The organism is Escherichia sp. SCLE84, from assembly GCF_012584495.1.
Classification (GTDB): domain Bacteria; phylum Pseudomonadota; class Gammaproteobacteria; order Enterobacterales; family Enterobacteriaceae; genus ECMA0423.
On sequence record NZ_CP051433.1, the window covers coordinates 43,730 to 65,081 of the forward strand.

The 21,352-nt window shown below is 53.8% G+C and carries 30 protein-coding genes and 5 pseudogenes; 31 read left to right on the forward strand and 4 right to left on the reverse strand.

All coding sequences use genetic code 11. From position 1 onward, the window contains the following. The first annotated feature begins 3 nt into the window (after positions 1–3). The 7 genes from HGD79_RS25995 to HGD79_RS26030 all read left to right on the forward strand — a co-directional run bounded on the left by HGD79_RS25995 (position 4) and on the right by HGD79_RS26030 (position 3,678). The gene (locus HGD79_RS25995) at positions 4–687 is read left to right on the forward strand and encodes a DNA methylase (protein WP_168848551.1); all 684 of its coding nucleotides are present in this window, start codon (positions 4–6) and stop codon (positions 685–687) included. Continuing rightward, positions 688–909, forward strand: coding sequence for a hypothetical protein (locus tag HGD79_RS26000; RefSeq protein WP_001104879.1), 222 nt, complete (start codon positions 688–690; stop codon positions 907–909). Beyond that, on the forward strand, positions 890–1,357 hold the full coding sequence (locus tag HGD79_RS26005) for a DUF1380 family protein (RefSeq protein WP_223672102.1): 468 nt from the start codon (positions 890–892) through the stop codon (positions 1,355–1,357). The genes HGD79_RS26000 and HGD79_RS26005 overlap by 20 nt, the downstream gene beginning before the upstream one ends. Before the next feature lie 45 nt (positions 1,358–1,402). Beyond that, the gene (locus HGD79_RS26415; protein WP_175120217.1) at positions 1,403–2,179 is read left to right on the forward strand and encodes a hypothetical protein; all 777 of its coding nucleotides are present in this window, start codon (positions 1,403–1,405) and stop codon (positions 2,177–2,179) included. Between the two features lie 416 nt (positions 2,180–2,595). Next, entirely contained in the window at positions 2,596–3,021 is a 426-nt protein-coding gene (locus tag HGD79_RS26020) for an antirestriction protein (RefSeq protein WP_069200721.1), read from the forward strand. Between the two features lie 46 nt (positions 3,022–3,067). Next, entirely contained in the window at positions 3,068–3,490 is a 423-nt protein-coding gene (locus tag HGD79_RS26025; protein WP_000271726.1) for a DUF1380 family protein, read from the forward strand. Continuing rightward, positions 3,487–3,678, forward strand: a complete 192-nt coding sequence (locus HGD79_RS26030; protein ID WP_001027500.1) for a hypothetical protein — start codon at positions 3,487–3,489, stop codon at positions 3,676–3,678. Before HGD79_RS26025 ends, HGD79_RS26030 begins: the two co-directional genes overlap by 4 nt. Positions 3,679–3,949: 271 nt before the next feature. Here the strand turns inward: HGD79_RS26030 and HGD79_RS26035 are convergent, their stop codons facing one another. Next, complete coding sequence (locus HGD79_RS26035; RefSeq protein ID WP_077879799.1) at positions 3,950–4,198, reverse strand: hypothetical protein; 249 nt, start codon at positions 4,196–4,198, stop codon at positions 3,950–3,952. A 517-nt stretch (positions 4,199–4,715) separates the two neighbouring features. Here HGD79_RS26035 and HGD79_RS26040 point away from each other — a divergent pair. From HGD79_RS26040 to HGD79_RS26050, 3 genes are read left to right on the forward strand one after another with little or no spacing between them, the layout of a single operon-like run. Then, positions 4,716–4,946: a hypothetical protein gene (locus tag HGD79_RS26040; RefSeq protein WP_000218642.1), complete on the forward strand. Its 231-nt coding sequence runs from the start codon at positions 4,716–4,718 to the stop codon at positions 4,944–4,946. Between the two features lie 51 nt (positions 4,947–4,997). After that, complete coding sequence (locus HGD79_RS26045) at positions 4,998–6,359, forward strand: DUF3560 domain-containing protein (RefSeq protein WP_000170675.1); 1,362 nt, start codon at positions 4,998–5,000, stop codon at positions 6,357–6,359. 47 nt (positions 6,360–6,406) lie between these two features. Beyond that, positions 6,407–6,970 carry a class I SAM-dependent methyltransferase gene (locus HGD79_RS26050; RefSeq protein WP_112889164.1) on the forward strand — a complete coding sequence of 188 codons (564 nt, stop codon included), beginning with the start codon at positions 6,407–6,409 and terminating at the stop codon, positions 6,968–6,970. Here HGD79_RS26050 and HGD79_RS27010 read toward each other — a convergent pair. Beyond that, positions 6,951–7,578: pseudogene (locus tag HGD79_RS27010) on the reverse strand (hypothetical protein). The gene HGD79_RS26050 and the pseudogene HGD79_RS27010 sit on opposite strands and share 20 nt — an antisense overlap. A 27-nt stretch (positions 7,579–7,605) precedes the next feature. Between HGD79_RS27010 and HGD79_RS26795 the strand changes: the two are divergent. From HGD79_RS26795 to HGD79_RS26085, 8 genes and pseudogenes are all read left to right on the forward strand, one after another. Next, positions 7,606–7,812, forward strand: coding sequence for a hypothetical protein (locus HGD79_RS26795; RefSeq protein ID WP_000547945.1), 207 nt, complete (start codon positions 7,606–7,608; stop codon positions 7,810–7,812). A gap of 25 nt (positions 7,813–7,837) precedes the next feature. Next, positions 7,838–8,368 (forward strand): single-stranded DNA-binding protein, encoded by a 531-nt coding sequence (locus tag HGD79_RS26060; RefSeq protein ID WP_032214168.1) that lies wholly within the window; start codon positions 7,838–7,840, stop codon positions 8,366–8,368. Positions 8,369–8,423: 55 nt separating this feature from the next. After that, positions 8,424–8,657 carry a DUF905 domain-containing protein gene (locus HGD79_RS26065; protein ID WP_000005971.1) on the forward strand — a complete coding sequence of 78 codons (234 nt, stop codon included), beginning with the start codon at positions 8,424–8,426 and terminating at the stop codon, positions 8,655–8,657. Between the two features lie 63 nt (positions 8,658–8,720). After that, positions 8,721–10,679 carry a ParB/RepB/Spo0J family partition protein gene (locus HGD79_RS26070; RefSeq protein WP_168848552.1) on the forward strand — a complete coding sequence of 653 codons (1,959 nt, stop codon included), beginning with the start codon at positions 8,721–8,723 and terminating at the stop codon, positions 10,677–10,679. A gap of 54 nt (positions 10,680–10,733) precedes the next feature. Continuing rightward, complete coding sequence (gene psiB, locus HGD79_RS26075) at positions 10,734–11,168, forward strand: conjugation system SOS inhibitor PsiB (RefSeq protein ID WP_042634413.1); 435 nt, start codon at positions 10,734–10,736, stop codon at positions 11,166–11,168. Then, a pseudogene (locus HGD79_RS26080) lies at positions 11,165–11,951 on the forward strand (plasmid SOS inhibition protein A). Before psiB ends, HGD79_RS26080 begins: the two are co-directional and overlap by 4 nt. Before the next feature lie 149 nt (positions 11,952–12,100). After that, positions 12,101–12,253 (forward strand): annotated as a pseudogene (locus tag HGD79_RS26800) (DUF5431 family protein); the annotation flags it as partial. Next, on the forward strand, positions 12,198–12,320 hold the full coding sequence (locus HGD79_RS26085) for a Hok/Gef family protein (protein ID WP_223163518.1): 123 nt from the start codon (positions 12,198–12,200) through the stop codon (positions 12,318–12,320). The pseudogene HGD79_RS26800 and the gene HGD79_RS26085, both read left to right, overlap by 56 nt. Positions 12,321–12,620: 300 nt before the next feature. Here the strand turns inward: HGD79_RS26085 and HGD79_RS26425 are convergent. Beyond that, a pseudogene (locus HGD79_RS26425) lies at positions 12,621–12,917 on the reverse strand (hypothetical protein); the annotation flags it as partial. A gap of 69 nt (positions 12,918–12,986) precedes the next feature. Between HGD79_RS26425 and HGD79_RS27015 the strand changes: the two are divergent. The 3 genes and pseudogenes from HGD79_RS27015 to HGD79_RS26100 all read left to right on the forward strand — a co-directional run. Beyond that, positions 12,987–13,109: pseudogene (locus tag HGD79_RS27015) on the forward strand (single-stranded DNA-binding protein); the annotation flags it as partial. Between the two features lie 31 nt (positions 13,110–13,140). Further along, entirely contained in the window at positions 13,141–13,437 is a 297-nt protein-coding gene (locus HGD79_RS26095; RefSeq protein WP_001272240.1) for a hypothetical protein, read from the forward strand. Between the two features lie 105 nt (positions 13,438–13,542). Continuing rightward, entirely contained in the window at positions 13,543–14,364 is an 822-nt protein-coding gene (locus HGD79_RS26100; protein ID WP_001234469.1) for a DUF932 domain-containing protein, read from the forward strand. Between the two features lie 296 nt (positions 14,365–14,660). Here HGD79_RS26100 and HGD79_RS26105 read toward each other — a convergent pair whose 3' ends face one another. Continuing rightward, positions 14,661–15,308: a transglycosylase SLT domain-containing protein gene (locus tag HGD79_RS26105; protein ID WP_162716379.1), complete on the reverse strand. Its 648-nt coding sequence runs from the start codon at positions 15,306–15,308 to the stop codon at positions 14,661–14,663. A 275-nt stretch (positions 15,309–15,583) separates the two neighbouring features. On the opposite strand from HGD79_RS26105, the gene traM reads away from it, so the two are divergent. From traM to HGD79_RS26155, 10 genes are all read left to right on the forward strand, one after another. Next, a complete protein-coding gene (gene traM / locus HGD79_RS26110; protein ID WP_168848554.1) occupies positions 15,584–15,967 on the forward strand; it encodes a conjugal transfer relaxosome DNA-binding protein TraM in 384 nt (127 codons plus the stop codon). Positions 15,968–16,158: 191 nt separating this feature from the next. After that, positions 16,159–16,806, forward strand: coding sequence for a transcriptional regulator TraJ family protein (locus HGD79_RS26115; protein ID WP_000338012.1), 648 nt, complete (start codon positions 16,159–16,161; stop codon positions 16,804–16,806). 119 nt (positions 16,807–16,925) lie between these two features. Then, the gene (gene traY, locus HGD79_RS26120) at positions 16,926–17,153 is read left to right on the forward strand and encodes a conjugal transfer relaxosome protein TraY (protein WP_000589558.1); all 228 of its coding nucleotides are present in this window, start codon (positions 16,926–16,928) and stop codon (positions 17,151–17,153) included. A gap of 33 nt (positions 17,154–17,186) precedes the next feature. Then, entirely contained in the window at positions 17,187–17,549 is a 363-nt protein-coding gene (gene traA / locus HGD79_RS26125; RefSeq protein WP_112889070.1) for a type IV conjugative transfer system pilin TraA, read from the forward strand. A 4-nt stretch (positions 17,550–17,553) separates the two neighbouring features. After that, positions 17,554–17,865 carry a type IV conjugative transfer system protein TraL gene (gene traL / locus HGD79_RS26130; RefSeq protein ID WP_000012101.1) on the forward strand — a complete coding sequence of 104 codons (312 nt, stop codon included), beginning with the start codon at positions 17,554–17,556 and terminating at the stop codon, positions 17,863–17,865. A gap of 21 nt (positions 17,866–17,886) precedes the next feature. Then, positions 17,887–18,453 (forward strand): type IV conjugative transfer system protein TraE, encoded by a 567-nt coding sequence (gene traE, locus HGD79_RS26135; protein ID WP_000399793.1) that lies wholly within the window; start codon positions 17,887–17,889, stop codon positions 18,451–18,453. Continuing rightward, a complete protein-coding gene (gene traK / locus HGD79_RS26140) occupies positions 18,440–19,168 on the forward strand; it encodes a type-F conjugative transfer system secretin TraK (protein ID WP_001230787.1) in 729 nt (242 codons plus the stop codon). The genes traE and traK overlap by 14 nt, the downstream gene beginning before the upstream one ends. Further along, positions 19,168–20,595 (forward strand): F-type conjugal transfer pilus assembly protein TraB, encoded by a 1,428-nt coding sequence (gene traB, locus HGD79_RS26145; RefSeq protein ID WP_000146685.1) that lies wholly within the window; start codon positions 19,168–19,170, stop codon positions 20,593–20,595. Before traK ends, traB begins: the two co-directional genes overlap by 1 nt. Continuing rightward, the gene (gene traP, locus HGD79_RS26150; protein WP_024179131.1) at positions 20,585–21,157 is read left to right on the forward strand and encodes a conjugal transfer pilus-stabilizing protein TraP; all 573 of its coding nucleotides are present in this window, start codon (positions 20,585–20,587) and stop codon (positions 21,155–21,157) included. The genes traB and traP overlap by 11 nt, the downstream gene beginning before the upstream one ends. After that, positions 21,154–21,351, forward strand: a complete 198-nt coding sequence (locus tag HGD79_RS26155; protein WP_001324648.1) for a conjugal transfer protein TrbD — start codon at positions 21,154–21,156, stop codon at positions 21,349–21,351. Before traP ends, HGD79_RS26155 begins: the two co-directional genes overlap by 4 nt. The last annotated feature ends 1 nt before the right edge of the window (position 21,352 follow it).

A 21,352-nucleotide genomic window follows, 5' to 3' on the forward strand; every position in this document is an offset into this window, starting at 1 on the left:
GTTATGTCCCGTTTTGTCCTTGGTAACTGCATCGATGTTATGACGCGTATCCCTGATAACGCCATTGATTTCATATTAACTGACCCGCCATATCTCGTCGGTTTTCGTGACCGTTCCGGGCGCACCATCGCCGGCGATAAAACCGATGAATGGCTGCAACCGGCCTGTAATGAAATGTACCGCGTACTCAAAAAAGACGCGCTGATGGTGAGCTTCTACGGCTGGAACCGCGTCGATCGCTTTATGGCCGCCTGGAAAAATGCGGGATTCAGCGTTGTTGGTCACCTGGTCTTCACCAAAAACTACACATCGAAGGCCGCATATGTGGGCTATCGCCACGAATGCGCCTACATCCTGGCAAAAGGCCGTCCACGTCTGCCACAAAACCCGCTGCCGGACGTGCTGGGCTGGAAATATTCGGGCAATCGTCATCACCCGACGGAAAAGCCCGTTACCAGCCTGCAACCGCTGATTGAGAGCTTCACACACCCGAACGCAATTGTGCTGGACCCGTTTGCAGGCAGCGGCTCAACCTGCGTCGCCGCCCTCCAGTCCGGACGCCGGTATATCGGTATCGAGCTGCTTGAGCAGTATCACCGTGCCGGGCTGCAACGCCTTGCCGCCGTGCAACGGGCCATGCAGCATGGGGCCGCGAATGATGACTGGTTTATGCCGGAGGCTGCGTAAATGAACTATGCCGGACACGAAAAACTGCGCGCCGAAGTGGCGGAGGTGGCCAATGCCATGTGCGACCTGCGTACAACCATGAATGAGATGGAGCAGCGGTACAGCTTTAATGCCGACACCCTGCCGGAACGTCTGGTGCGTCAGACGCTGTTTCGCGCAAACCGCCTCCTGATGGAGGCATATACCGAAATTCTGGAACTGGATGCGTGCTTTAAAGATTGAGAAGGAGACGAGAATGTACGGAACATGCGAAACACTCTGCCGGGAGCTGGCAGCAAAGTATCCGGGAGACACGCCGCTGATGCTGGTTATCTGGTCTCCGGAAGAGATTCAGGCACTGGCTGACGGTATGGAAATTTCTCTGACCGATCATGAAATCAGGACCGTCCTGGCGCGCATGGAGGACATCCCGGAAGACCAGCGGACTGAATCCGGTATTTCTTCCGGCGTGGCGATGGAGATCATCAATAACGTGAGCGAAAACCGCCAGGTGACCGTCCCTGCTGAACTGCTGGCGTCCCTGATTCAGACCGCTGAACAGGCATTGTGGAAACGTGAATGGGCCGCCCGGGATCATGGCCTCGCCGTCCCGGAATGCGTCACCCGCCGTCAGGCGGTGATTAATCAGGCCCGCGCCCTGCTGAAAAACAACAGACACGAAAACGACTGATGTTATCGCCGCCTCCGGGCGGCGATTCAGGGAGAACGATTAATCATGAACGAAAACACAACGCTGAACGCACTGATTTGTCGTCACGCCCGCAACCTGCTGCTGGCGCAGGGCTGGCCGGAAGAGACGGATGTTGACCAGCGGAACCCGAAGTATCCGGGCTGGATCAGCATTTATGTTCTGCTGGATGCGCCCCGGCTGGCGACGTTACTCATCAACCGTCACGGCGGCGTACTGCCGCCGATCCTGGCCTCCGCCATTCAGAAACTGACCGGAACCGGGGCGGAACTGGTACTGTCCGGCAGTCAGTGGCAGTCGCTGCCGGTACTTCCGGCAGACGGAACACAGGTGTTTTTCCCGTATGCCGGAGAATGGCTGACTGAAGACGAAATCAGGGCAGTTCTCGATGCAGTGCGCGATGCGGTACGCTGTGTCAGTTACCAGGTGGCAGAAGATACGCGGCGTATCCGGGCGGCGCTGACCACAACCGGTCAGACGTTGCTGACCCGCCAGACGCGCCGCTTTCGCCTGGTTGTGAAGGAAAGCGATCACCCCTGCTGGCTCGATGAAGACGACGAAAACCTGCCCGTGGTGCTCGATGCCATCCTGAACCGGGGAGCACGTTTTTCGGCGGTGGAAATGTATCTGGTCAGTGAGTGTGTGGAGCATATCCTGTCCAGTGGGCTGGCCTGCGATGTGCTGCGTATACCGGATGAACCGCCCCGCCGGTGGTTTGACCGTGGTGTTCTGCGGGAGGTGGTCCGGGAAGCCCGGACCGAAATCCGCAGCATGGCGGATGCCCTGGCAAAAATCCGGAAATGATGACGTTGGCGGGGTAAATCCCCGCCTTTTTCCTGCCGGTCCCCGGACAGAGCACAAAGGAAGTCGCCGCCGGCTCCGCTTTACCCGGCCATGCAGGGCATGGCCTTGTGGTTTTTCAGTTATGTGGCTGCCGTGTCGTGTGCGGGCTGTGCCGTGCCTCCATCTTAGCCGGGCTGGCGTTGATGCAAGGGTACGCTTCGCCGCTGCGGTCACCCGGTCCCTCCTTCCCGTCTGCCGTGATTTTCCGGTCGTTCACCCGCTCAGATTTCGCGGTCTCACCCTCCAACTCCCGTCAGCCGTGTGCGTCAGGCTGCGGCTTCCCTTGCGCCCCTGCATCCCCGCCTTATCGCCCGGCTTTTATGGAGGCACGGCACCGCCCGGTGTCGCGGAATATGTGAACAACGGAGGAAAACATCATGCAATATGCGAAACCTGTCACTCTGAACGTTGAAGAGTGCGACCGTCTGTCTTTTCTGCCTTACCTGTTTGGCCAGGATTTTCTGTATGCCGAAGCGTCTGTATACGCGCTGGCGAAACAAATGATGCCGGAATATGAAGGCGGATTCTGGCACTTCATCCGCCTGCCGGACGGCGGCGGTTACATGATGCCGGATGGCGACCGTTTCCACATGGTGAACGGTGCAAACTGGTTTGACCGTACCGTGAGTGCTGATGCCTGCGGCATCATTCTGACTTCCCTTGTGATTAACCGCCAGTTGTGGCTGTACCACGACAGCGGTGATGCAGGACTGACCCAGCTTTACCGGATGCGCGATGCGCAGTTGTGGCGTCACATCGAATTTCACCCTGAATGCAACGCGATTTACGCGGCTCTGGACTGATTAACGGACGGGGCGGCAATGCCGCCCCTGTAAAGGAGACGAGAAAATGTACTGTACTGTTAAAGAAATTATCCGCGAAGTGCTGGATACAGACGTGCCGGACAGTGAATGCGTTTTTGCCGTGGTGCTGACCCGTGGGGATGTGCGTCACATAGCCCAGGACTGGAACCTGCCAGACGATGAGCTGGAAACCGTCATGCAGCGGCTGGACGATGCCTTTGAGCATGGTGCGGATGTCAGCGTTGTTCACGACGTTGTTCGTGAACTGATGGAAGAAAAGCGCGTCAGCCGTCAGGTGACAGTCCCGGCGGTGATGCTGGAAAAAGTGATGGCGCTGGCAGGCAGTGAAATGAAGCGCCTGTATGCCGTCGGAAGTGAGAACGGGGGCGACGGTGACGCATTCGTCAGGGAGGAACGCGAAGCAATGGACGTTGTGTTACAGGCGCTGGACGGGGAGACGATGTCATGAATATCAGCACAGAAACCCGCGAAATTCTGCGCAATTACAAAGCCGTGATTAATGCGCGGCGTCGTGAAATGGGGCAGAAACCGCTCACTACCGCGCAGATTGTTGATGAAATCTGCGATTTTGTGGTGAATCAGCAGGCGGTTTTCCTGGGCGGTCACTATATCCTTCAGGGCAGCAGAAACAGGTAATACAGGGCAGGCGGTGGAGGCCGCCTGTCAGCCCGCGCGAAAACCCCTGGCAGGCTGGCGCCTGCCGGAAGGGAAGCGGGCCACGCTGACGCGTCGCCCGTTACCCTTCCCGTCTGTGATGTGTCTGACTCAGGAGTGTTTCTTTCTTATGTTATGGAACTGTTCCTGATGTTGTTGTTCCTTTATCTGCTGCTCTGATTCTGACTACTGCAGTGTTGTTCTGTCTGCCGGGCGCACCTTCGGCTCCCGGCTGCCTGGCGGCATCCAGTCGTCAGGCCCGACTCCGACAGGCAGCTGCTGGCGCACCTGCCAGTCTCCGCCGAACCCGCTGGCGCGGTTTCGGGCTGTCGCTACGGTCCGATGCGTGAAAACCACAGGCTTGCAGCGACCGTTCCGGTCGCGCCGCCTCTGTCGCGCCGTGGCCTGCGCTCCTGGCATCCCGGCAAAAGGCCGCCGGGATGTAAGGGGCAACGCCGTTTCGCGCACGCGCTCTCCGCCGTTGCGGCGGGTCCCTGCTCATTGCCTGCCGGGTGCCACACACCCGTATGAGTCCCTGTCGCCGGGGGCTGATACAGCCACAACCTGCCGCACTGACTGTCCAGGGTAAATGAACAGCCCACAAAATTTTTTACCCAAAACCCGGTAAAAAATTTTGCGTTCTGCCCAGGACAGGTGCGTCAGGCCGTGGCAGTGATGCCCCTTGCGGCGAAGGTTCTCAAACGGGTGAAGTTCATACCACAGGGAATACAGCAGCAGGTTCCCGCGAAACGTCAAAACCGCGGCTCCCGAAACTCAACGGGTGATGTTCTTTAAAAATCAGGATTTATTTCAGGCTCCGGCAATATGCATTTATTTGTTCTGTCAGTCATCCGGCTGGCAGGTAATGAGAACGCAGGAACAGAAGGAGGAAAACACCGTAGAACGTCAGACGCAGATATGAAAAAAGCAGGTCAGGGACCTGCTTAATCCACGCCGTAAGAATTGCACAACCAATTTTGACGGCATTGTTAACCAATTTGTCATAAGGAGTTTCATTTATGACAGTAAGTATTGTTTCACCTTCCGCAGCGGCTGTAAAGCCCCGCCGTCATCCCCGTTTCAGACGCGAAGACATCCCCGCGCCGGAAATTGACCCCGTGCTGAAAGCCTTCGGGCGACACATTGCCCGGAGTTTTCACCGGGGGCGTGGTGTACACATCCCCGCCATGAAAAACACGGCCTTCGGGCAGGTGCTCCGCACACTCGAACTGAAACGCGCTTTTAACTGATGAGGTGAGCCGCCCCGCGAGGGGCGGCAACAGACGGAAGGAGAACATTTTATGACATTAGCAGCCATCACCATGACCGCCCCGGAAGCCGCCAGCCCTGTGCAGATGTACCGCGCGACCTACTCACCGGATGACAACAAACTGCGCCTGTATGCCGCGTCACGCCTCGACCCGGAGACGTATAAAAAAGTGCATGATGCCGGTTTTCGCTGGGCACCCAAACAGGCGCTGTTTGTCGCGCCAGCCTGGACACCGGGCCGGGAAGACGTGCTCCTCTCACTTGCCGGAGAGATTGAGGATGAAGACAGCACGCTCGCTGAACGTCAGGAAGCACGGGCGGAGCGGTTTACCGGATACAGCGGAAAGCGGGCCAGTGAATCCGCACAGGCACTTGATGAAGTGGAAAGACTGGCCGCGATGATCCCGCCCGGTCAGCCCATTCTTGTGGGGCATCACAGCGAACGCCGCGCCCGTCGTGATGCGCAGCGTATTGAAAACGGCATGAAACGTGCCGTGATGCTCTTTGAACGTGCGGAATACTGGGAAGAACGCGCGCGGTCGGCACTGCTTCACGCGAAGTATAAAGAACGTCCGGACGTTCGCTGGCGTCGTATCAAAAAAATCGAAGCTGATTTGCGCAAGGCTGAAAAGACCATCGCACAGTCGCAGAAATATCTGACGATGTGGCGGGCTGAATCGCTGGATCTGAATATGGCAAAACTCATCAGCAGTCATGACCATATTAGCGCCTGTTTCCCGCTGGATACGTATCCGCGCCCGGCAGAAAAAAGCCAGTATGAAGGAAGTCGATCGTTATGGTCGGCCCTGGATGATGACATCATCACCACGGAGCAGGCCCGCGAAATTGCGATCCGCTGTCATGAACGGCAGATCCAGCGTCAGCAACGCTGGGTTAACCACTATCAGAACCGCCTTATCTATGAGCGTGCCATGCTGGACGAAAGCGGCGGCGTGGTTACCCGGACACAGGATTTTGAGCCGGGCGGACAGGTTTTCAGCCGGGGCGAGTGGCTGACCATCATCCGTGTGAACAAAAGCAACGGGGCGGTGAGTTCAGTCACAACGCCAAATTACAGTTTTCTCGGGTACAGCGGCACGATGAAAGTGACGCCCGATCGCATCACGGACTACAAAGCACCATCGGCAGAAGAGGCTGCCGTCGCCAGTCAGGCCGCGAAGCGTCCGCCGGTAGTCAACTATCCGGGGGAAGGTTTCCGGGAAATGACAAAGGCACAGTGGGCCGCCCTGCCCCGGGACTGTAAGGCCGTACGCAGTGTGGCAGAAGCAGAAGACCACGGGGCATACCGCTACCGCCGCACAATGGACAATAATTTCCGCCTGGTGAATGTGTATATCACCGACATGAAAATCACGGAAATTCCACAGAAATAAGGTATATCCCCCCGGGAAAATCCCCGGGGGATGACGGAGATAATGACATGCACAGTCAGTTAAGAGAACGTATCCGGCTGATGCGCGCAAGGCTGGATAACGCCGCGCCGGTTGCTGAAATCCGGGCTGAATCTCAGCTTTTTGTGACTCCTGCCCCGGTCTGTGATCGCCTGGTGATGCTGGCGGAGATCAGCAACCGTGATCACATTCTGGAACCCTCTGCCGGCACCGGGGCCATACTGCGGGCGATTCGGGATACCGCGCCGGGGGCCATGTGTGATGCGGTGGAGATTAACAGCGGGCTGGTCCGGTATCTGCGGGAAAATTTTAACGGTGTCAGGGTTCAGTGTGGCGACTTCATGGAATGGCAGCCGGCGCAGTATTACAGCCGGGTTATCATGAATCCGCCGTTCAGCCACGGGCAGGATATCCGGCATATCCTGCGGGCCTTTTCCCTGTTGCGTCCGGGTGGCGTGCTGGTCGCCGTCTGTCTCAACGGACCACGCCAGCAGGAGAAGCTGTTGCCGTTTTCTGACGTCCGCGAGGAGCTGCCGCGCGGCACGTTTGCTTATACCCGTGTTCCGACGATGATTATTCGTCTGCGGGCCTGAAGACGCCGGGCAGGCGGGAGGATAAATGCCTGTCTGTCCGCGCCGGGAAAAGACCGCGCGCCGGTGGCGCTGAAAGGGGCCGCGCTGACGCGCCGCCCCTTTCATTACGCGGACGTTCTGACGGGGGCTTCTGTCTTTTCAGACCTGTCATTTGCCTGTTACTGATGATGTTGTTGTTCCTGCTACTGCTACTGCTACTGCTACTGCTACTGCTACTGCTACTGCTACTGCTACTGCTACTGCTACTGTTCTTCTTTTTTCTGATGCTCTCATTACTGTCTGTTTTGTTGTTCTCCTGCTTATGCCTTTTCCGGGCGTCCCCCTGGCGGGGCGGGCTGTCGTGAACGGAGCCAGCGAAGCTGTCTCCGCCCTGGCGGGCTTCCATCCCTGACGCCAAACCCCCTGGCTTGCAGCGACCGTTCCGGTCGCGCCGCCTCTGTCGCGCCGTGACCTGCGCTCCCGGCATCCCGGCAAAAGGCCGCCGGGATGTGAGGGGCAACGCCGTTTCGCGCACGCGCTCTTCGTCGTTGCGGCGGGTGCCTGCCCGTTGTTGTATCCGGTGCCCTGCACCCGTTTAAGCCCCTGTCGCCGGGGGCAAAGACAGCCACAACCGTCTCCGCCAGTCCAGGGGTGAAATGCACATCCCACAAAAGTTTTTGCCCAAAAGCCGGCAAAAACTTTTGTGGTCTGCCCCCGGACAGTCGTTTCCGGCCGTGGCAGTGATGCCCCTTGCGGCGAAGGTTCTCAAACGGGTGATGGTTAATACCGGAGGGAACAAACGGCAGGTCCCCGCAAAACGTCAAAACCGCGGCTCCCGAAACTCAACGGGTGATGGGGGCTGAAAACATCAACAGAAGGAGACACATCATGGCAGTTCGTGGAATTAACAAGGTCATTCTTGTCGGTCGCCTGGGAAAAGATCCGGAAGTCCGTTACATCCCCAACGGGGGCGCAGTGGCAAACCTGCAGGTGGCCACGTCAGAAAGCTGGCGTGACAAACAGACGGGGGAGATGCGGGAGCAGACGGAATGGCATCGCGTGGTGTTGTTCGGCAAGCTCGCGGAAGTGGCTGGTGAATATTTGCGTAAGGGTGCGCAGGTCTACATCGAGGGGCAACTCCGTACCCGTAGCTGGGACGACAACAACGGCGTCACCCGTTACATCACTGAAATCCTTGTTAAAAACACGGGCACCATGCAGATGCTGGGACGTGCCGCAGGTACTCAGACTCAGCCGGAAGAGGCGCAACAGTTCAGCGGTCAGCCTCAGCCGGAATCACAGCCGGAACCGAAAAAAGGTGGCGCGAAAACGAAAGGCCGTGGACGTAAGGCCGCGCAGCCGGAGCCTCAGCAGCCGTCTGAACCCGCGTATGACTTCGATGACGACATTCCGTTCTAACGAAAGACAGTGACAACCGCCCCGTCCAGTGCGGGGCATCACCGGAGATATGAGGATGAGCGAATATTTCAGAATATTTCAGGGGCTGCCTGACGGCTCCTTTACCCGCGAACAGGCTGAAGCCGTTGCCGCACAGTACCGGAATGTCTTTATCGAGGATGATCAGGGAACGCATTTTCGCCTGGTTGTCCGCAATAACAGTGGCCTGGTCTGGCGTACCTGGAATTTTGAGGACGGTGCCGGGTACTGGATGAACCATGTCATCCGGAATTTCGGCATTCTTAAGTAAGAGAGGTGCCGGACGGGAACGCGTCCGGCAGACATACAACCATCCCGGTCAAAGGAGAAATATATGTCAGTTACAGAGTCTAAGACAAAAACGGAGCGTAAATCCAGCCGTAAATCTGCAAAAACGCAGGAAACAGTCCTGTCTGCCCTGCTGGAGCAGACGGAGGAAGTGAGCGTGTCGCGGGCCTCGCTGATTAAATCACCGCTGAATGTGCGCACGGTGCCGTATTCCGCAGAGTCCGTCAGCGAACTGGCGGAGTCCATTAAGGGCGTTGGCCTGTTGCAGAATCTGGTTGTTCATGCCCTGCCTGGTGACCGCCACGGTGTCGCCGCAGGTGGTCGCCGACTGGCAGCACTCAACATGCTGGCAGAGCGTGGCATCCTTCCGGCTGACTGGCCTGTACGCGTGAAGGTTATTCCGCAGGAGCTGGCGACGGCTGCATCAATGACTGAAAACGGTCAGCGTCGGGATATGCACCCTGCCGAACAGATTGCCGGATTCCGCGCAATGGCGCAGGAAGGCAAAACACCTGCACAAATCGGTGATTTGCTGGGCTATTCACCCCGCCACGTTCAGCGAATGCTGAAACTGGCTGACCTTGCGCCTGTCATCCTCGATGCGCTGGCAGAAGACCGCATCACCACCGAACACTGTCAGGCGCTGGCGCTGGAGAACGACACCGCGCGTCAGGTGCAGGTGTTTGAAGCCGCCTGTCAGTCGGGATGGGGCGGTAAACCGGAAGTACAGACCATTCGTCGTCTGGTGACCGAAAGTGAAGTGGCGGTGGCGGGGAACAGTAAATTCCGCTTCGTGGGGGCTGATGCCTTCTCGCCAGACGAACTGCGCACCGATTTGTTCAGCGACGACGAAGGTGGCTATGTGGACTGCGTGGCGCTCGATGCCGCCCTGCTGGAAAAACTCCAGGCTGTCGCAGAGTTCCTTCGGGAAGCCGAAGGCTGGGAATGGTGCGCCGGACGCATGGAGCCTGTCGGTGAGTGCCGTGAGGATGCCGGAACATACCGCTGTCTGCCGGAGCCGGAAGCGGTGCTGACGGAGGCGGAAGAAGAACGTCTGAACGAACTGATGACGCGTTACGACGCGCCGGAAAACCAGTGTGAGGAATCTGACCTGCTGGAAGCAGAAATGAAGCTGATGCGCTGCATGGCGAAGGTCAGGGCGTGGACGCCGGAGATGCGTGCCGGAGGTGGAGTGGTGGTGTCCTGGCGTTATGGCAACGTGTGTGTCCAGCGTGGTGTGCAGTTGCGCAGTGAGGATGACGTGGCTGACGACGCTGACCGTACGGAACAGGTGCAGGAGAAAGCGTCAGTGGAGGAAATCAGTCTGCCACTGCTGACGAAAATGTCTTCCGAACGCACGCTGGCAGTCCAGGCAGCACTGATGCAGCAACCGGACAAATCTCTGGCACTGCTGGCATGGACGCTCTGCCTGAATGTGTTTGGCAGCGGAGCGTACAGTAAACCGGCACAAATCAGCCTGGAATGTAAACATTATTCGCTGACCAGCGATGCGCCATCGGGGAAGGAAGGTGCCGCATTCATGGCGCTGATGGCAGAAAAAGCCCGTCTTGCTGCCCTGTTACCGGAGGGATGGTCACGGGACATGACGACATTCCTGTCACTCAGTCAGGAGGTGCTGTTGTCCCTGCTCAGTTTCTGCACCGCATGCAGCCTTAACGGTGTCCAGACCCGTGAGTGTGGTCACACGTCACGCAGTCCGCTTGACTCGCTGGAAACCGCTATCGGATTCCACATGCGCGACTGGTGGCAGCCGACAAAAGCAAACTTCTTCGGACACCTGAAAAAGCCGCAGATTATCGCAGCCCTGAATGAGGCAGGACTGTCCGGTGCTGCACGGGATGCAGAGAAGATGAAGAAAGGTGATGCGGCTGAACATGCAGAGCACCATATGAAAGACAACCGCTGGGTGCCTGGCTGGATGTGTGCACCACGTCCACAGACGGATACCACTGAACGCACCGATAACCTGGCTGATGCCGCCTGATGAACAACCACACCGCCCCGCCGGAGACGGGGCGGCAGCAAGGGAGATACCGTGATGAAAACTGAACTGACCCTGAATGTATTACAGACCATGAGTGCACAGGAATATGAAGATATCCGGGCTGCCGGAAGTGATGAACGCCGTGAGCTGACACACGCCGTGATGCGGGAACTGGATGCGCCGGACAACTGGACGATGAATGGCGAGTACGGCAGCGAGTTCGGCGGCTTTTTCCCCGTCCAGGTCCGCTTCACGCCTGCCCACGAACGTTTTCACCTGGCGTTATGTTCACCGGGCGATGTCTCTCAGGTCTGGGTGCTGGTTCTGGTGAATGCCGGTGGTGAGCCGTTTGCGGTGGTTCAGGTGCAGCGGCGGTTTGTACCGGAAGCTGTCAGCCATTCACTGGCACTGGCGGCGTCACTGGATGGGCAGGGGTACAGCGTTAACGACATCATCCATATCCTGATGGCGGAAGGAGGTCAGGCATGAGCGCACGTTCACAGGCACTGGTTCCCCTCAGCGTAGAGCAACAGGCCGCATGGCGGGCGGTGGCGGAGACGGAAAAACGCCGCCATCAGGGAAACTCGCTGGCGGAATATCCGTATGCGGGGGCGTTTTTCCGCTGTCTGAACGGAAGCCGCAGGATATCGCTGTCTGACCTGCGATTTTTCATGCCGTCCCTGACCGCAGAAGAACTGCACGGCAACCGTCTTCAATGGCTGTATGCCATCGATGTGCTGATTGAAACACAGGGCGAGGTCTGCCTCCTTCCCCTTCCCGGTGATGCAGCAGAGCGGCTGTTCCCGTCGGTGCGGTTCCGTGTCAGGGAACGCAGTCGCCATAAATCCGCGCTGGTCATGCAGAAGTACAGCCGCCAGCAGGCACGGGAGGCAGAGCAGAAAGCCCGTGCGTACCAGGCGCTGGTTGCTCAGGCTGAAATCGAACTGGCATTCCATTCGCCGGAGACGGTCGGAAGCTGGCATGCCCGCTGGAGTGACCGGGTGGCGGAGCATGACCTGGAAACGCTGTTCTGGCAGTGGGGTGAGCGTTTTCCGTCACTGGCCGGAATGGAACGCTGGCAGTGGCAGGATATGCCATTCTGGCAGGTCATCGCGGAAGCCAGTCTGGCAGCCAGAGAGGCCGGTCATGCCGTCCGTGAGATGGAGCGATGGATGGTGCCGAACAAACTCCGGGAGGCAGCGTGATGCGGCAACAATCACACGGATTTCCCGTGAACTGGCTGAACGACCAGATTATTTTCAGGGAAAGTGAGTGTGGTCAGCGTGCAGGTATATGGGCTATGATGTGCCCGGCGCTTGAGGCTTTCTGCCTCATGACGTGAAGGTGGTTTGTTATCCTGTCGTGTGGCAGAAGGACAAAAGCCCCGTAGTTAATTTTTCATTAACCCACGAGGCCTCTGCATGTCTAGTCCACGTCAGTATGGCCTCTTACCGTGCAAATTGCAAGGAGGAGTAAACCATGAAACTACCGGGAAACGCCCTTATCTGGTGCGTATTAATCGTGTGCTGCACGTTGTTAATATTCACACTCCTGACCCGGAATCGTCTGTGCGAAGTCCGGCTGAAGGACGGGTACAGGGAGGTTACGGCAAGTTTGGCTTACGAATCCGGCGGTAAGTAGCAACCTGGAGGCGGGCGCAGGCCCGCCTTTTCAGGGCTGATGCTGGTCTGACTGCACTGAAGCGCCTTTATAAAGGGGCTGCTGGTTCGCCGGTGGCCCCTTTCTCCTTGCTGGCATTGTGCGGGCATGAACAACCAGACTGCCAGGAAGGCCGTTTCCCTCCGGGAACGGGGATGAACGTGCGCCTGCGGCGCCCGTTCTTTTCCCCCGCCTTCTCTGTTTATGACCTGTCAGAAATCACATCACCTTCCCTTTGATTATTCTCTTTTTCCTCCTGTTCTGACTCTGATTACTGCTGCCCTGATTATTGTCTGTTTTGTTGTTCTCCTGCTTATGCCTTTTCCGGGCGTCCCCCTGGCGGGGCGGGCTGTCGTGAACGGAGCCAGCGGAGCTGTCTCCGCCCTGGCGGGCTTCCATCCCTGACGCGAACCCCCTGGCTTGCAGCGACCGTTCCGGTCGCGCCGCCTCTGTCGCGCCGTGACCTGCGCTCCCGGCATCCCGGCAAAAGGCCGCCGGGATGTAAGGGGCAACGCCGTTTCGCGCACGCGCTCTTCGTCGTTGCGGCGGGTCCCTGCCCGTTGTTGTGTCCGGTGCCACACACCCGTATGAGTCCCTGTCGCCGGGGGCACAGACAGCCACAACCGTCTCCGCCAGTCCAGGGGTGAAATGTACATCCCGCAAAACTTTTTGCCCAAAAGCAGGCAAAAACTTTTGCGGTCTGCCCCCGGACAGTCGTTTCCGGTCGTGGCAGTGATGCCCCTTGCGGCGAAGGTTCTCAAACGGGTGATGGGGGCTGAAAACATCAGATACAGGAGGAATTATGAGCGCATTTTCTTTTAACACCACTTATCAGCCAACCGGCGATCAGCAGAAGGACGCAATCGCACAAATCGACATCATGCAGAATCGTGCTGTTCAGGCAAATCTTGCATACCAGAGCAGCCTGGATGCGGAAACGCTGATGAAACAGTTAGGGCAAATCAATGATGAACTGGGGGCGCTGTTGGACAGCGTGGAAAATCACACGCCAGTTATCAGAAAAAAAGCCAGTGATTTGAGTGCACTGATGATGCTTTTCAGCCAACAGGCCGGTCAGCCCATGACCAGTCCGGTGTGATGATTTTTTCCCTGATTGTTGTCGATTTGTTAATAATAATCAGGGGGAGGAAATTAAGCGAAAAAATTTTTGACTTATTTTTTCTTTCAGCGAGGAGTGAATATTATGCGACTGGCTTCCCGTTTTGGCCGATATAATTCCATTCGCCGTGAGCGCCCGTTAACGGATGACGAATTAATGCAGTTTGTACCGTCTGTTTTTTCTGGTGACAAACATGAGTCCCGGAGTGAACGTTATACGTATATTCCAACAATCAATATCATCAATAAGTTACGTGATGAAGGTTTCCAGCCATTCTTTGCCTGTCAGAGTCGGGTTCGTGATTTGGGACGTCGCGAATACAGTAAACATATGTTACGTCTTCGCAGGGAAGGGCATATTAACGGACAGGAAGTTCCTGAAATTATCCTGCTTAATTCACATGATGGTTCATCCAGTTATCAGATGATCCCCGGAATTTTTCGTTTTGTCTGCACAAATGGCCTGGTGTGCGGAAATAATTTTGGCGAAATCCGCGTTCCACATAAAGGTGATATTGTCGGGCAGGTTATCGAGGGAGCGTATGAAGTGCTCGGTGTCTTTGATAAGGTCACTGATAATATGGAGGCGATGAAAGAAATTCATCTTAACAGTGACGAGCAACATTTATTTGGCAGAGCTGCACTGATGGTCAGGTATGAAGATGAAAATAAAACGCCAGTGACACCTGAACAGATAATTACTCCCCGTCGTCGGGAAGACAAACAGAACGATCTCTGGACAACCTGGCAGCGGGTTCAGGAGAATATGATAAAAGGTGGATTATCGGGGCGAAGTGCCTCCGGGAAAAATACCAGGACAAGAGCCATTACAGGTATTGATGGTGATATAAGAATCAACAAGGCGTTATGGGTGATTGCCGAACAGTTCAGAAAGTGGAAGTCATGATAATATAAGCAAAGCCCCGAAAAAATTTTCGGGGCTTTGCTTATATTATCATTTTTCGGAATTGCTGTGTCGTCTGATATACCTCAATTTCATCGACCGGCTTTCCGGTTGTCTGTAAATATTGTGCCCGCGAAAAATGGTCTGGCAGGAGGCTGCGCAGTTACCGGGTATATATAAGATGGGTTCCCGCTTCGCGGGGCTTCGGCCAGTCAGTATTGTCACTCATATGATATTTTTGTGTGTGGCCTTCCATGCCGCTTTTGCGGCATAACCGGTATCTGACAATGTCTGTAAGATTAATTGTTCTGCACGCTGTTAATTTCCGGAAGTGATTTCTTCGTGGCCGGAAGCCGGATACCTTTACTGCTTTTTATCCCGGTATAAATCCGGTAAACCTCTGATGCGTAGGCAAGACGTCTCTGGTTCTGGCGTTCGGATTTCCTGAATCCTGCATTGTATGCACCAACGGCCTCCCAGGTGACGCCCCATGTTTTAAATGCTATTGCCAGATAATAAGCACCGGTATAAATGTTCATGCAGGGATCTGTTGTCAGATGTTCCGGCTTAATTCCATAGCGGGCCAGTTCGTTAAAATGCTGGGAATCTACCTGCATCAGTCCGCTGCCATATCCCGTTACCGGATTAATACCGATGGCATTAACCCGGTAACGGGATTCTTTCCATGATATTGCTCTCAGTAAATCAGGATCTATTTTGTAATCCCGGCCTGCAAGATCAAAGCAATCAGTGGCATGGCAGATCTCATTTATAAACATCAGGCAGATGGCTAACATCCATTTTTTCATTTTTCCACCTCTGGTGACTTTATCCGTAAATAATTTAACCCACTCCACAAAAAGGCTCAACAGGTTGGTGGTTCTCACCACCAAAAGCACCACACCCCACGCAAAAACAAGTTTTTGCTGATTTATCTTTAATATCATTGAGTTGTATTTGTGGATTTATATTGTTTAAATCTGATTTATTTAAAGCAGCGTCGTTAACGCAGCTACAGCAACGCGCCGACACCGCTTTGTAGGGGTGGTACTGACTATTTTTATAAAAAACATTATTTTATATTAGGGGTGCTGCTAGCGGCGCGGTGTGTTTTTTTATAGGATACCGTCAGGGGCGCTGCTAGCGGTGCGTCCCTGTTTGCACTATGAATTCCAGTGTTTCGAAATTAACTTTGTTTTATGTTTAAAAAAGGTAATATCTAATGGCTAAGGTGAATCTGTATATCAGCAATGATGCTTATGAAAAAATAAACGCGATTATTGAAAAACGTCGACAGGAGGGGGCGAGAGAAAAAGATGTCAGTTTTTCAGCAACGGCTTCAATGCTTCTTGAACTGGGTCTTCGTGTATATGAGGCTCAGATGGAGCGCAAAGAGTCTGCATTTAATCAGGCCGAGTTTAATAAACTACTTCTTGAATGCGTTGTAAAAACACAGTCATCAGTAGCGAAAATTTTGGGTATTGAGTCTCTCAGTCCTCATGTCTCAGGAAATCCAAAGTTTGAATATGACAATATGGTTGAAGATATCAGAGAGAAGGTGTCGGTTGAGATGGAAAGGTTCTTTCCAAAAAATGATGATGAATAAAGGGAAATAAATTTTGACTTTGTTCAAATATCAGACTTTTTAATGGTTCAAACTGATGACAATAATCAGAATAATTAGTATATTAATTACGTGGTTAATGCCACGTTAAAATTTGAACTTGAAAATCGCCGATGCAGGGAGCTTGTCCCTCCCTGCATCGACTGTCCATAGAATCCTTTGAGGAGGTTCCTATGTGTGTGATGGATACTAGAGAAAGAGCACTCATACGTCAATCAGGCCTGCCGGAAATTATTTTATCCGCAAAATATCCAGTCTGTGTCCGCACAGAGTCAGGAAAATTCATAGACTCAAACTCTGTTTTTTTACACTTAATAAAGTGTCAGAATAGTAATTCTGAAATATGGTTTTCTGGTATTGATATTGATACGCAAATTTTATTTCATACTGCTGAAGTTGATGCTTTCTCGTCCTCGAATGGAGTGAGTATTATTAATGGTGTAATATTGAATGATGTATCATGGGATGTGGTGGTTGAAAGTACGGAAGTGAATAACTTGAATTTGTTTGTCTGGAGATTCTTTGAAAGATACGTAGTTAGTAGCTTTTTTATAAAGGGCAAGGAGTTTAGTTGTGAACCTGACAAATATCGCTTTAATAAGATAATACCGTATCTTTTGGGTTATAGTCATGAGTATTCTTCTCAGAGAATGGATATCTCTGTTGACCAATCTAAAAAAATATTTATGAATTTTAAAAAACACTATGGTTTCTCAGACAGGGATGAGTGGTTGCGATATGCTATAATCTCTGATGTGTTATTTTATCTATATCAATACTTCGCTAGTAATATTAACAGCCTTCACTGTAAAGAAATGTAAGCATTTCCGGCACTAAAAGTGCCGGTTTTTGTTAACGTAATTTACTATTTTGTTGTTTATTTTTGTGTGCGTCTTATGTGAATATTTTGACTAAATCTCTTTTATTTATGGGAGGGAGGGTGATTAAAGGAGCTTTAAGATCTGCGCCAAGTAGAAAGGTTTTACTTACCCTTGATGAGGAAACGAATAAATTATTACTTGGAGCCAGAGAGCGTAGTGGAAGAACGAAAACAAACGAAGCATTGGTGAGGTTGCAGGATCATTTGCAACGTTATCCAGATTTTTATAATGAAGAAATATTCAGGGAGGTGACCGAAGAGAGCGAGTCAACATTTAAAGAACTTTAGTTTTTATCTATCAATATTTAACAGAGGAATCATATGGACGCCGTTTTAAGTGTTCAGGGTGCTTCTGCGCCCGTCAAAAAGAAGTCGTTTTTTTCCAAATTCACTCGTCTGAATATGCTTCGCCTGGCTCGCGCTGTGATCCCGGCTGCTGTTCTGATGATGTTCTTCCCGCAGCTGGCGATGGCCGCCGGTAATCAGGACCTGATGGCAAGTGGTAACTCCACGGTTAAGGCGACCTTCGGTAAGGACTCCAGTGTTGTTAAATGGGTTGTTCTGGCTGAAGTTCTGGTCGGTGCTGTCATGTACATGATGACCAAAAACGTCAAGTTCCTGGCCGGTTTTGCCATCATCTCTGTATTTATTGCTGTGGGTATGGCCGTCGTTGGCCTGAAATAAAACGATGTCGGGAGACGAGAATAAACTTAAGAAATATCGTTTCCCGGAAACACTGACCAACCAGAGCCGCTGGTTTGGCCTGCCACTGGATGAACTGATCCCCGCAGCAATCTGTATTGGCTGGGGTATCACAAAATCAAAATATCTGTTCGGTATTGGTGCAGCGGTTCTGGTTTATTTCGGGATTAAAAAACTGAAAAAAGGGCGGGGCAGTTCCTGGTTACGTGACCTGATTTACTGGTATATGCCAACAGCCCTGCTGCGCGGTATTTTTCATAATGTTCCCGATTCGTGTTTCCGGCAGTGGATTAAATAGAACTGATACCAGGATTGTTATATGGAACACGGTGCCCGTTTAAGTACCAGTCGTGTAATGGCCATCGCCTTTATATTTATGTCAGTGCTTATTGTTCTCAGCCTCTCTGTTAACGTCATTCAGGGGGTGAATAACTACCGTCTTCAGAATGAGCAACGCACTGCCGTGACGCCAATGGCATTTAATGCCCCCTTTGCCGTGTCACAGAATAGTGCCGACGCCTCTTATTTACAGCAGATGGCGCTGTCATTTATTGCCCTCCGTCTGAATGTTTCATCAGAAACCGTCGATGCCTCACATCAGGCGCTTCTGCAATATATCCGCCCGGGCGCACAGAACCAGATGAAAGTTATTCTGGCTGAAGAAGCGAAGCGTATTAAAAACGATAACGTGAACTCAGCCTTTTTCCAGACCAGTGTTCGTGTCTGGCCTCAGTATGGCCGTGTGGAAATTCGTGGTGTGCTTAAAACCTGGATTGGTGATTCAAAACCTTTCACTGATATTAAACATTACATCCTTATTCTGAGGCGGGAAAACGGGGTGACCTGGCTGGATAATTTCGGGGAAACAGACGATGAGAAAAAATAATACGGCAATAATATTCGGCAGCCTGTTTTTTTCCTGCAGCGTGATGGCCGCAAACGGTACGCTGGCCCCCACCGTGGTGCCAATGGTGAACGGTGGTCAGGCCAGTATTGCCATCAGCAATACCAGCCCGAATCTGTTTACCGTTCCCGGTGACCGGATTATCGCCGTGAACAGTCTGGATGGTGCCCTGACCAATAATGAGCAGACCGCCTCCGGCGGTGTGGTGGTGGCCACCGTCAACAAAAAGCCCTTTACGTTCATTCTGGAAACAGAACGTGGTCTGAATCTTTCCATTCAGGCCGTTCCCCGTGAAGGCGCGGGGCGTACCATTCAGCTGGTCAGTGACCTGCGCGGAACCGGAGAAGAAGCCGGTGCGTGGGAAACGTCCACGCCTTACGAATCCCTGCTTGTGACCATCAGCCAGGCCGTCCGTGGCGGAAAATTACCCGCAGGCTGGTATCAGGTCCCGGTGACAAAGGAAACCCTGCAGGCCCCGGCGGGGCTGTCTTCAGTGGCAGATGCCGTATGGACGGGGAATCACCTGAAGATGGTCCGCTTTGCCGTGGAAAATAAAACGCTGTCTGCCCTGAATATCCGGGAAAGTGACTTCTGGCAGCCGGGAACCCGTGCCGTGATGTTCAGCCAGCCTGCCAGCCAGTTACTGGCAGGTGCGCGCATGGATGTGTATGTCATCCGTGACGGGGAGGGCAACTGATGGCCAGTATCAATACCATTGTGAAACGCAAGCAGTACCTGTGGCTGGGGATTGTGGTTGTCGGTACAGCCTCCGCGATTGGTGGGGCACTGTATCTGTCTGATGTGGACATGTCCGGTAACGGTGAAACCGTGGCTGAACAGGAGCCTGTGCCGGATATGACCGGTGTGGTGGATACGACCTTTGATGACAAGGTGCGTCAGCATGCCACCACAGAGATGCAGGTGACGGCAGCGCAGATGCAGAAGCAGTATGAGGAAATCCGTCGTGAGCTGGATGTTCTGAACAAACAGCGCGGTGATGACCAGCGTCGTATTGAAAAGCTGGGACAGGACAATGCCGCCCTGGCAGAGCAGGTAAAAGCCCTGGGTGCTAATCCCGTCACGGCGACCGGTGAGCCTGTACCGCAGATGCCTGCCTCACCGCCCGGCCCGGAAGGCGAACCACAGCCAGGAAACACCCCCGTATCCTTCCCGCCGCAGGGCAGCGTTGCTGTTCCACCGCCGACGGCGTTTTATCCCGGGAATGGTGTCACGCCACCACCACAGGTGACGTACCAGTCTGTGCCGGTGCCTAACCGGATACAGCGTAAGGTGTTTACCCGTAATGAGGGAAAACAGGGACCATCACTGCCGTACATTCCGTCAGGAAGTTTTGCGAAAGCCATGCTGATTGAAGGGGCGGATGCCAATGCCTCTGTCACCGGTAATGAATCCACGGTGCCGATGCAGCTGCGTATCACCGGCCTGGTGGAAATGCCGAACAGCAAGACGTATGACGCAACGGGATGTTTTGTGGGTCTGGAAGCCTGGGGGGATGTGTCCAGTGAGCGTGCCATTGTACGTACCCGCAATATCAGCTGCCTGAAGGACGGCAAAACTATTGATATGCCGATTAAGGGGCATGTCAGCTTCCGGGGTAAAAACGGTATCAAGGGCGAAGTGGTGATGCGTAACGGCAAAATCCTCGGCTGGGCATGGGGCGCGGGATTTGTTGACGGTATCGGTCAGGGAATGGAGCGCGCCTCCCAGCCGGCTGTCGGGCTGGGTGCCACTGCTGCTTACGGGGCCGGCGATGTCCTTAAAATGGGTATCGGTGGCGGCGCATCGAAAGCCGCACAGACGCTCAGTGACTACTACATCAAACGTGCCGAACAGTATCACCCGGTGATACCGATTGGTGCGGGCAACGAAGTGACCGTGGTGTTCCAGGACGGCTTCCAGCTGAAAACCGTGGAAGAGATGGCGCTGGAACGCACGCAGAGCAGAGCGGAAGAAGACAATCCGGAAAGTCCGGTTCCTGTTCCGCCATCGGCTGAAAGTCATCTTAACGGCTTTAATACTGACCAGATGCTGAAGCAGCTGGGCAACCTGAATCCGCAGCAGTTTATGTCCGGCAGTCAGGGAGGGGGCAATGATGGCAAATAATACGTCGTCCCGTCAGGCGGGCCATGCCGCCCGGTATGTTGTCGCCCGGGTTCTGCGAGGACTGTTCTGGTGTCTGAAATACGCCGTCATTCTGCCACTGGCCACAATGGCCCTGATGGCTCTGTTTGTTTTATGGAAGGACAACACCACACCAGGAAAATTACTGGTTCAGGAAATTGACTTCGTAAGACAAACAGCCCCTGCCGGGCAGTTTCCTGTAAGAGAATGTTTGCCTTCTCTGCATGATCTTCCAGGAGCAGAAGAGAAAATCTGCCGTTACCGTGCTGCTGATGCTGCAGATTATGTCAGGGAGACTGACCGGTCACTGATGCAACTGGTCACCGCATTCTGGGCAACGCTGGCACTTATGTATATGTCGTTTGCGGCAGGCACCGGGAAATATCCGGTGCGACCCGGAAAAATGAAATGTGTCCGTGTGGCAACAGCAGATGAGCGTCTGAAGGAAGTTCTTGCAGAAGACACTTCCCTGCCGGGAAAAATCAGGGAATGCCATGTTTATTTCCCCGATGACAGAACAATCAGAAACAACGGAGAAAAATGAACATGCGTAATATTAATGTTATTACAGCCCTCTCTGTGCCGGGTAAAACCGTGTCAGATGATTTTATGCATGCTGTTCTCAGTAACTGCGCCACAAGAATCGTACTTCCTGCACCGGAGAAATTCGGTTCTGAGTCATTGCCGGACAATTTTAATATGACTGCTGTCGGTGTGATGAAGAATTCAGAAATATAAG

What these genes read in the sequence shown, in the direction of transcription:
- HGD79_RS25995 (WP_168848551.1), top strand. Translation starts at nt 4, where the DNA reads ATGTCCCGTTTTGTCCTTGGTAACTGCATCGATGTTATGACGCGTATC.
- HGD79_RS26000 (WP_001104879.1), top strand. Translation starts at nt 688, where the DNA reads ATGAACTATGCCGGACACGAAAAACTGCGCGCCGAAGTGGCGGAGGTG.
- HGD79_RS26005 (WP_223672102.1), top strand. Translation starts at nt 890, where the DNA reads ATGCGTGCTTTAAAGATTGAGAAGGAGACGAGAATGTACGGAACATGC.
- HGD79_RS26415 (WP_175120217.1), top strand. Translation starts at nt 1,403, where the DNA reads ATGAACGAAAACACAACGCTGAACGCACTGATTTGTCGTCACGCCCGC.
- HGD79_RS26020 (WP_069200721.1), top strand. Translation starts at nt 2,596, where the DNA reads ATGCAATATGCGAAACCTGTCACTCTGAACGTTGAAGAGTGCGACCGT.
- HGD79_RS26025 (WP_000271726.1), top strand. Translation starts at nt 3,068, where the DNA reads ATGTACTGTACTGTTAAAGAAATTATCCGCGAAGTGCTGGATACAGAC.
- HGD79_RS26030 (WP_001027500.1), top strand. Translation starts at nt 3,487, where the DNA reads ATGAATATCAGCACAGAAACCCGCGAAATTCTGCGCAATTACAAAGCC.
- HGD79_RS26035 (WP_077879799.1), bottom strand. Translation starts at nt 4,198, where the DNA reads ATGAGCAGGGACCCGCCGCAACGGCGGAGAGCGCGTGCGCGAAACGGC.
- HGD79_RS26040 (WP_000218642.1), top strand. Translation starts at nt 4,716, where the DNA reads ATGACAGTAAGTATTGTTTCACCTTCCGCAGCGGCTGTAAAGCCCCGC.
- HGD79_RS26045 (WP_000170675.1), top strand. Translation starts at nt 4,998, where the DNA reads ATGACATTAGCAGCCATCACCATGACCGCCCCGGAAGCCGCCAGCCCT.
- HGD79_RS26050 (WP_112889164.1), top strand. Translation starts at nt 6,407, where the DNA reads ATGCACAGTCAGTTAAGAGAACGTATCCGGCTGATGCGCGCAAGGCTG.
- HGD79_RS26795 (WP_000547945.1), top strand. Translation starts at nt 7,606, where the DNA reads ATGCACATCCCACAAAAGTTTTTGCCCAAAAGCCGGCAAAAACTTTTG.
- HGD79_RS26060 (WP_032214168.1), top strand. Translation starts at nt 7,838, where the DNA reads ATGGCAGTTCGTGGAATTAACAAGGTCATTCTTGTCGGTCGCCTGGGA.
- HGD79_RS26065 (WP_000005971.1), top strand. Translation starts at nt 8,424, where the DNA reads ATGAGCGAATATTTCAGAATATTTCAGGGGCTGCCTGACGGCTCCTTT.
- HGD79_RS26070 (WP_168848552.1), top strand. Translation starts at nt 8,721, where the DNA reads ATGTCAGTTACAGAGTCTAAGACAAAAACGGAGCGTAAATCCAGCCGT.
- psiB (WP_042634413.1), top strand. Translation starts at nt 10,734, where the DNA reads ATGAAAACTGAACTGACCCTGAATGTATTACAGACCATGAGTGCACAG.
- HGD79_RS26095 (WP_001272240.1), top strand. Translation starts at nt 13,141, where the DNA reads ATGAGCGCATTTTCTTTTAACACCACTTATCAGCCAACCGGCGATCAG.
- HGD79_RS26100 (WP_001234469.1), top strand. Translation starts at nt 13,543, where the DNA reads ATGCGACTGGCTTCCCGTTTTGGCCGATATAATTCCATTCGCCGTGAG.
- HGD79_RS26105 (WP_162716379.1), bottom strand. Translation starts at nt 15,308, where the DNA reads ATGATATTAAAGATAAATCAGCAAAAACTTGTTTTTGCGTGGGGTGTG.
- traM (WP_168848554.1), top strand. Translation starts at nt 15,584, where the DNA reads ATGGCTAAGGTGAATCTGTATATCAGCAATGATGCTTATGAAAAAATA.
- HGD79_RS26115 (WP_000338012.1), top strand. Translation starts at nt 16,159, where the DNA reads ATGTGTGTGATGGATACTAGAGAAAGAGCACTCATACGTCAATCAGGC.
- traA (WP_112889070.1), top strand. Translation starts at nt 17,187, where the DNA reads ATGGACGCCGTTTTAAGTGTTCAGGGTGCTTCTGCGCCCGTCAAAAAG.
- traL (WP_000012101.1), top strand. Translation starts at nt 17,554, where the DNA reads ATGTCGGGAGACGAGAATAAACTTAAGAAATATCGTTTCCCGGAAACA.
- traE (WP_000399793.1), top strand. Translation starts at nt 17,887, where the DNA reads ATGGAACACGGTGCCCGTTTAAGTACCAGTCGTGTAATGGCCATCGCC.
- traK (WP_001230787.1), top strand. Translation starts at nt 18,440, where the DNA reads ATGAGAAAAAATAATACGGCAATAATATTCGGCAGCCTGTTTTTTTCC.
- traB (WP_000146685.1), top strand. Translation starts at nt 19,168, where the DNA reads ATGGCCAGTATCAATACCATTGTGAAACGCAAGCAGTACCTGTGGCTG.
- traP (WP_024179131.1), top strand. Translation starts at nt 20,585, where the DNA reads ATGGCAAATAATACGTCGTCCCGTCAGGCGGGCCATGCCGCCCGGTAT.
- HGD79_RS26155 (WP_001324648.1), top strand. Translation starts at nt 21,154, where the DNA reads ATGAACATGCGTAATATTAATGTTATTACAGCCCTCTCTGTGCCGGGT.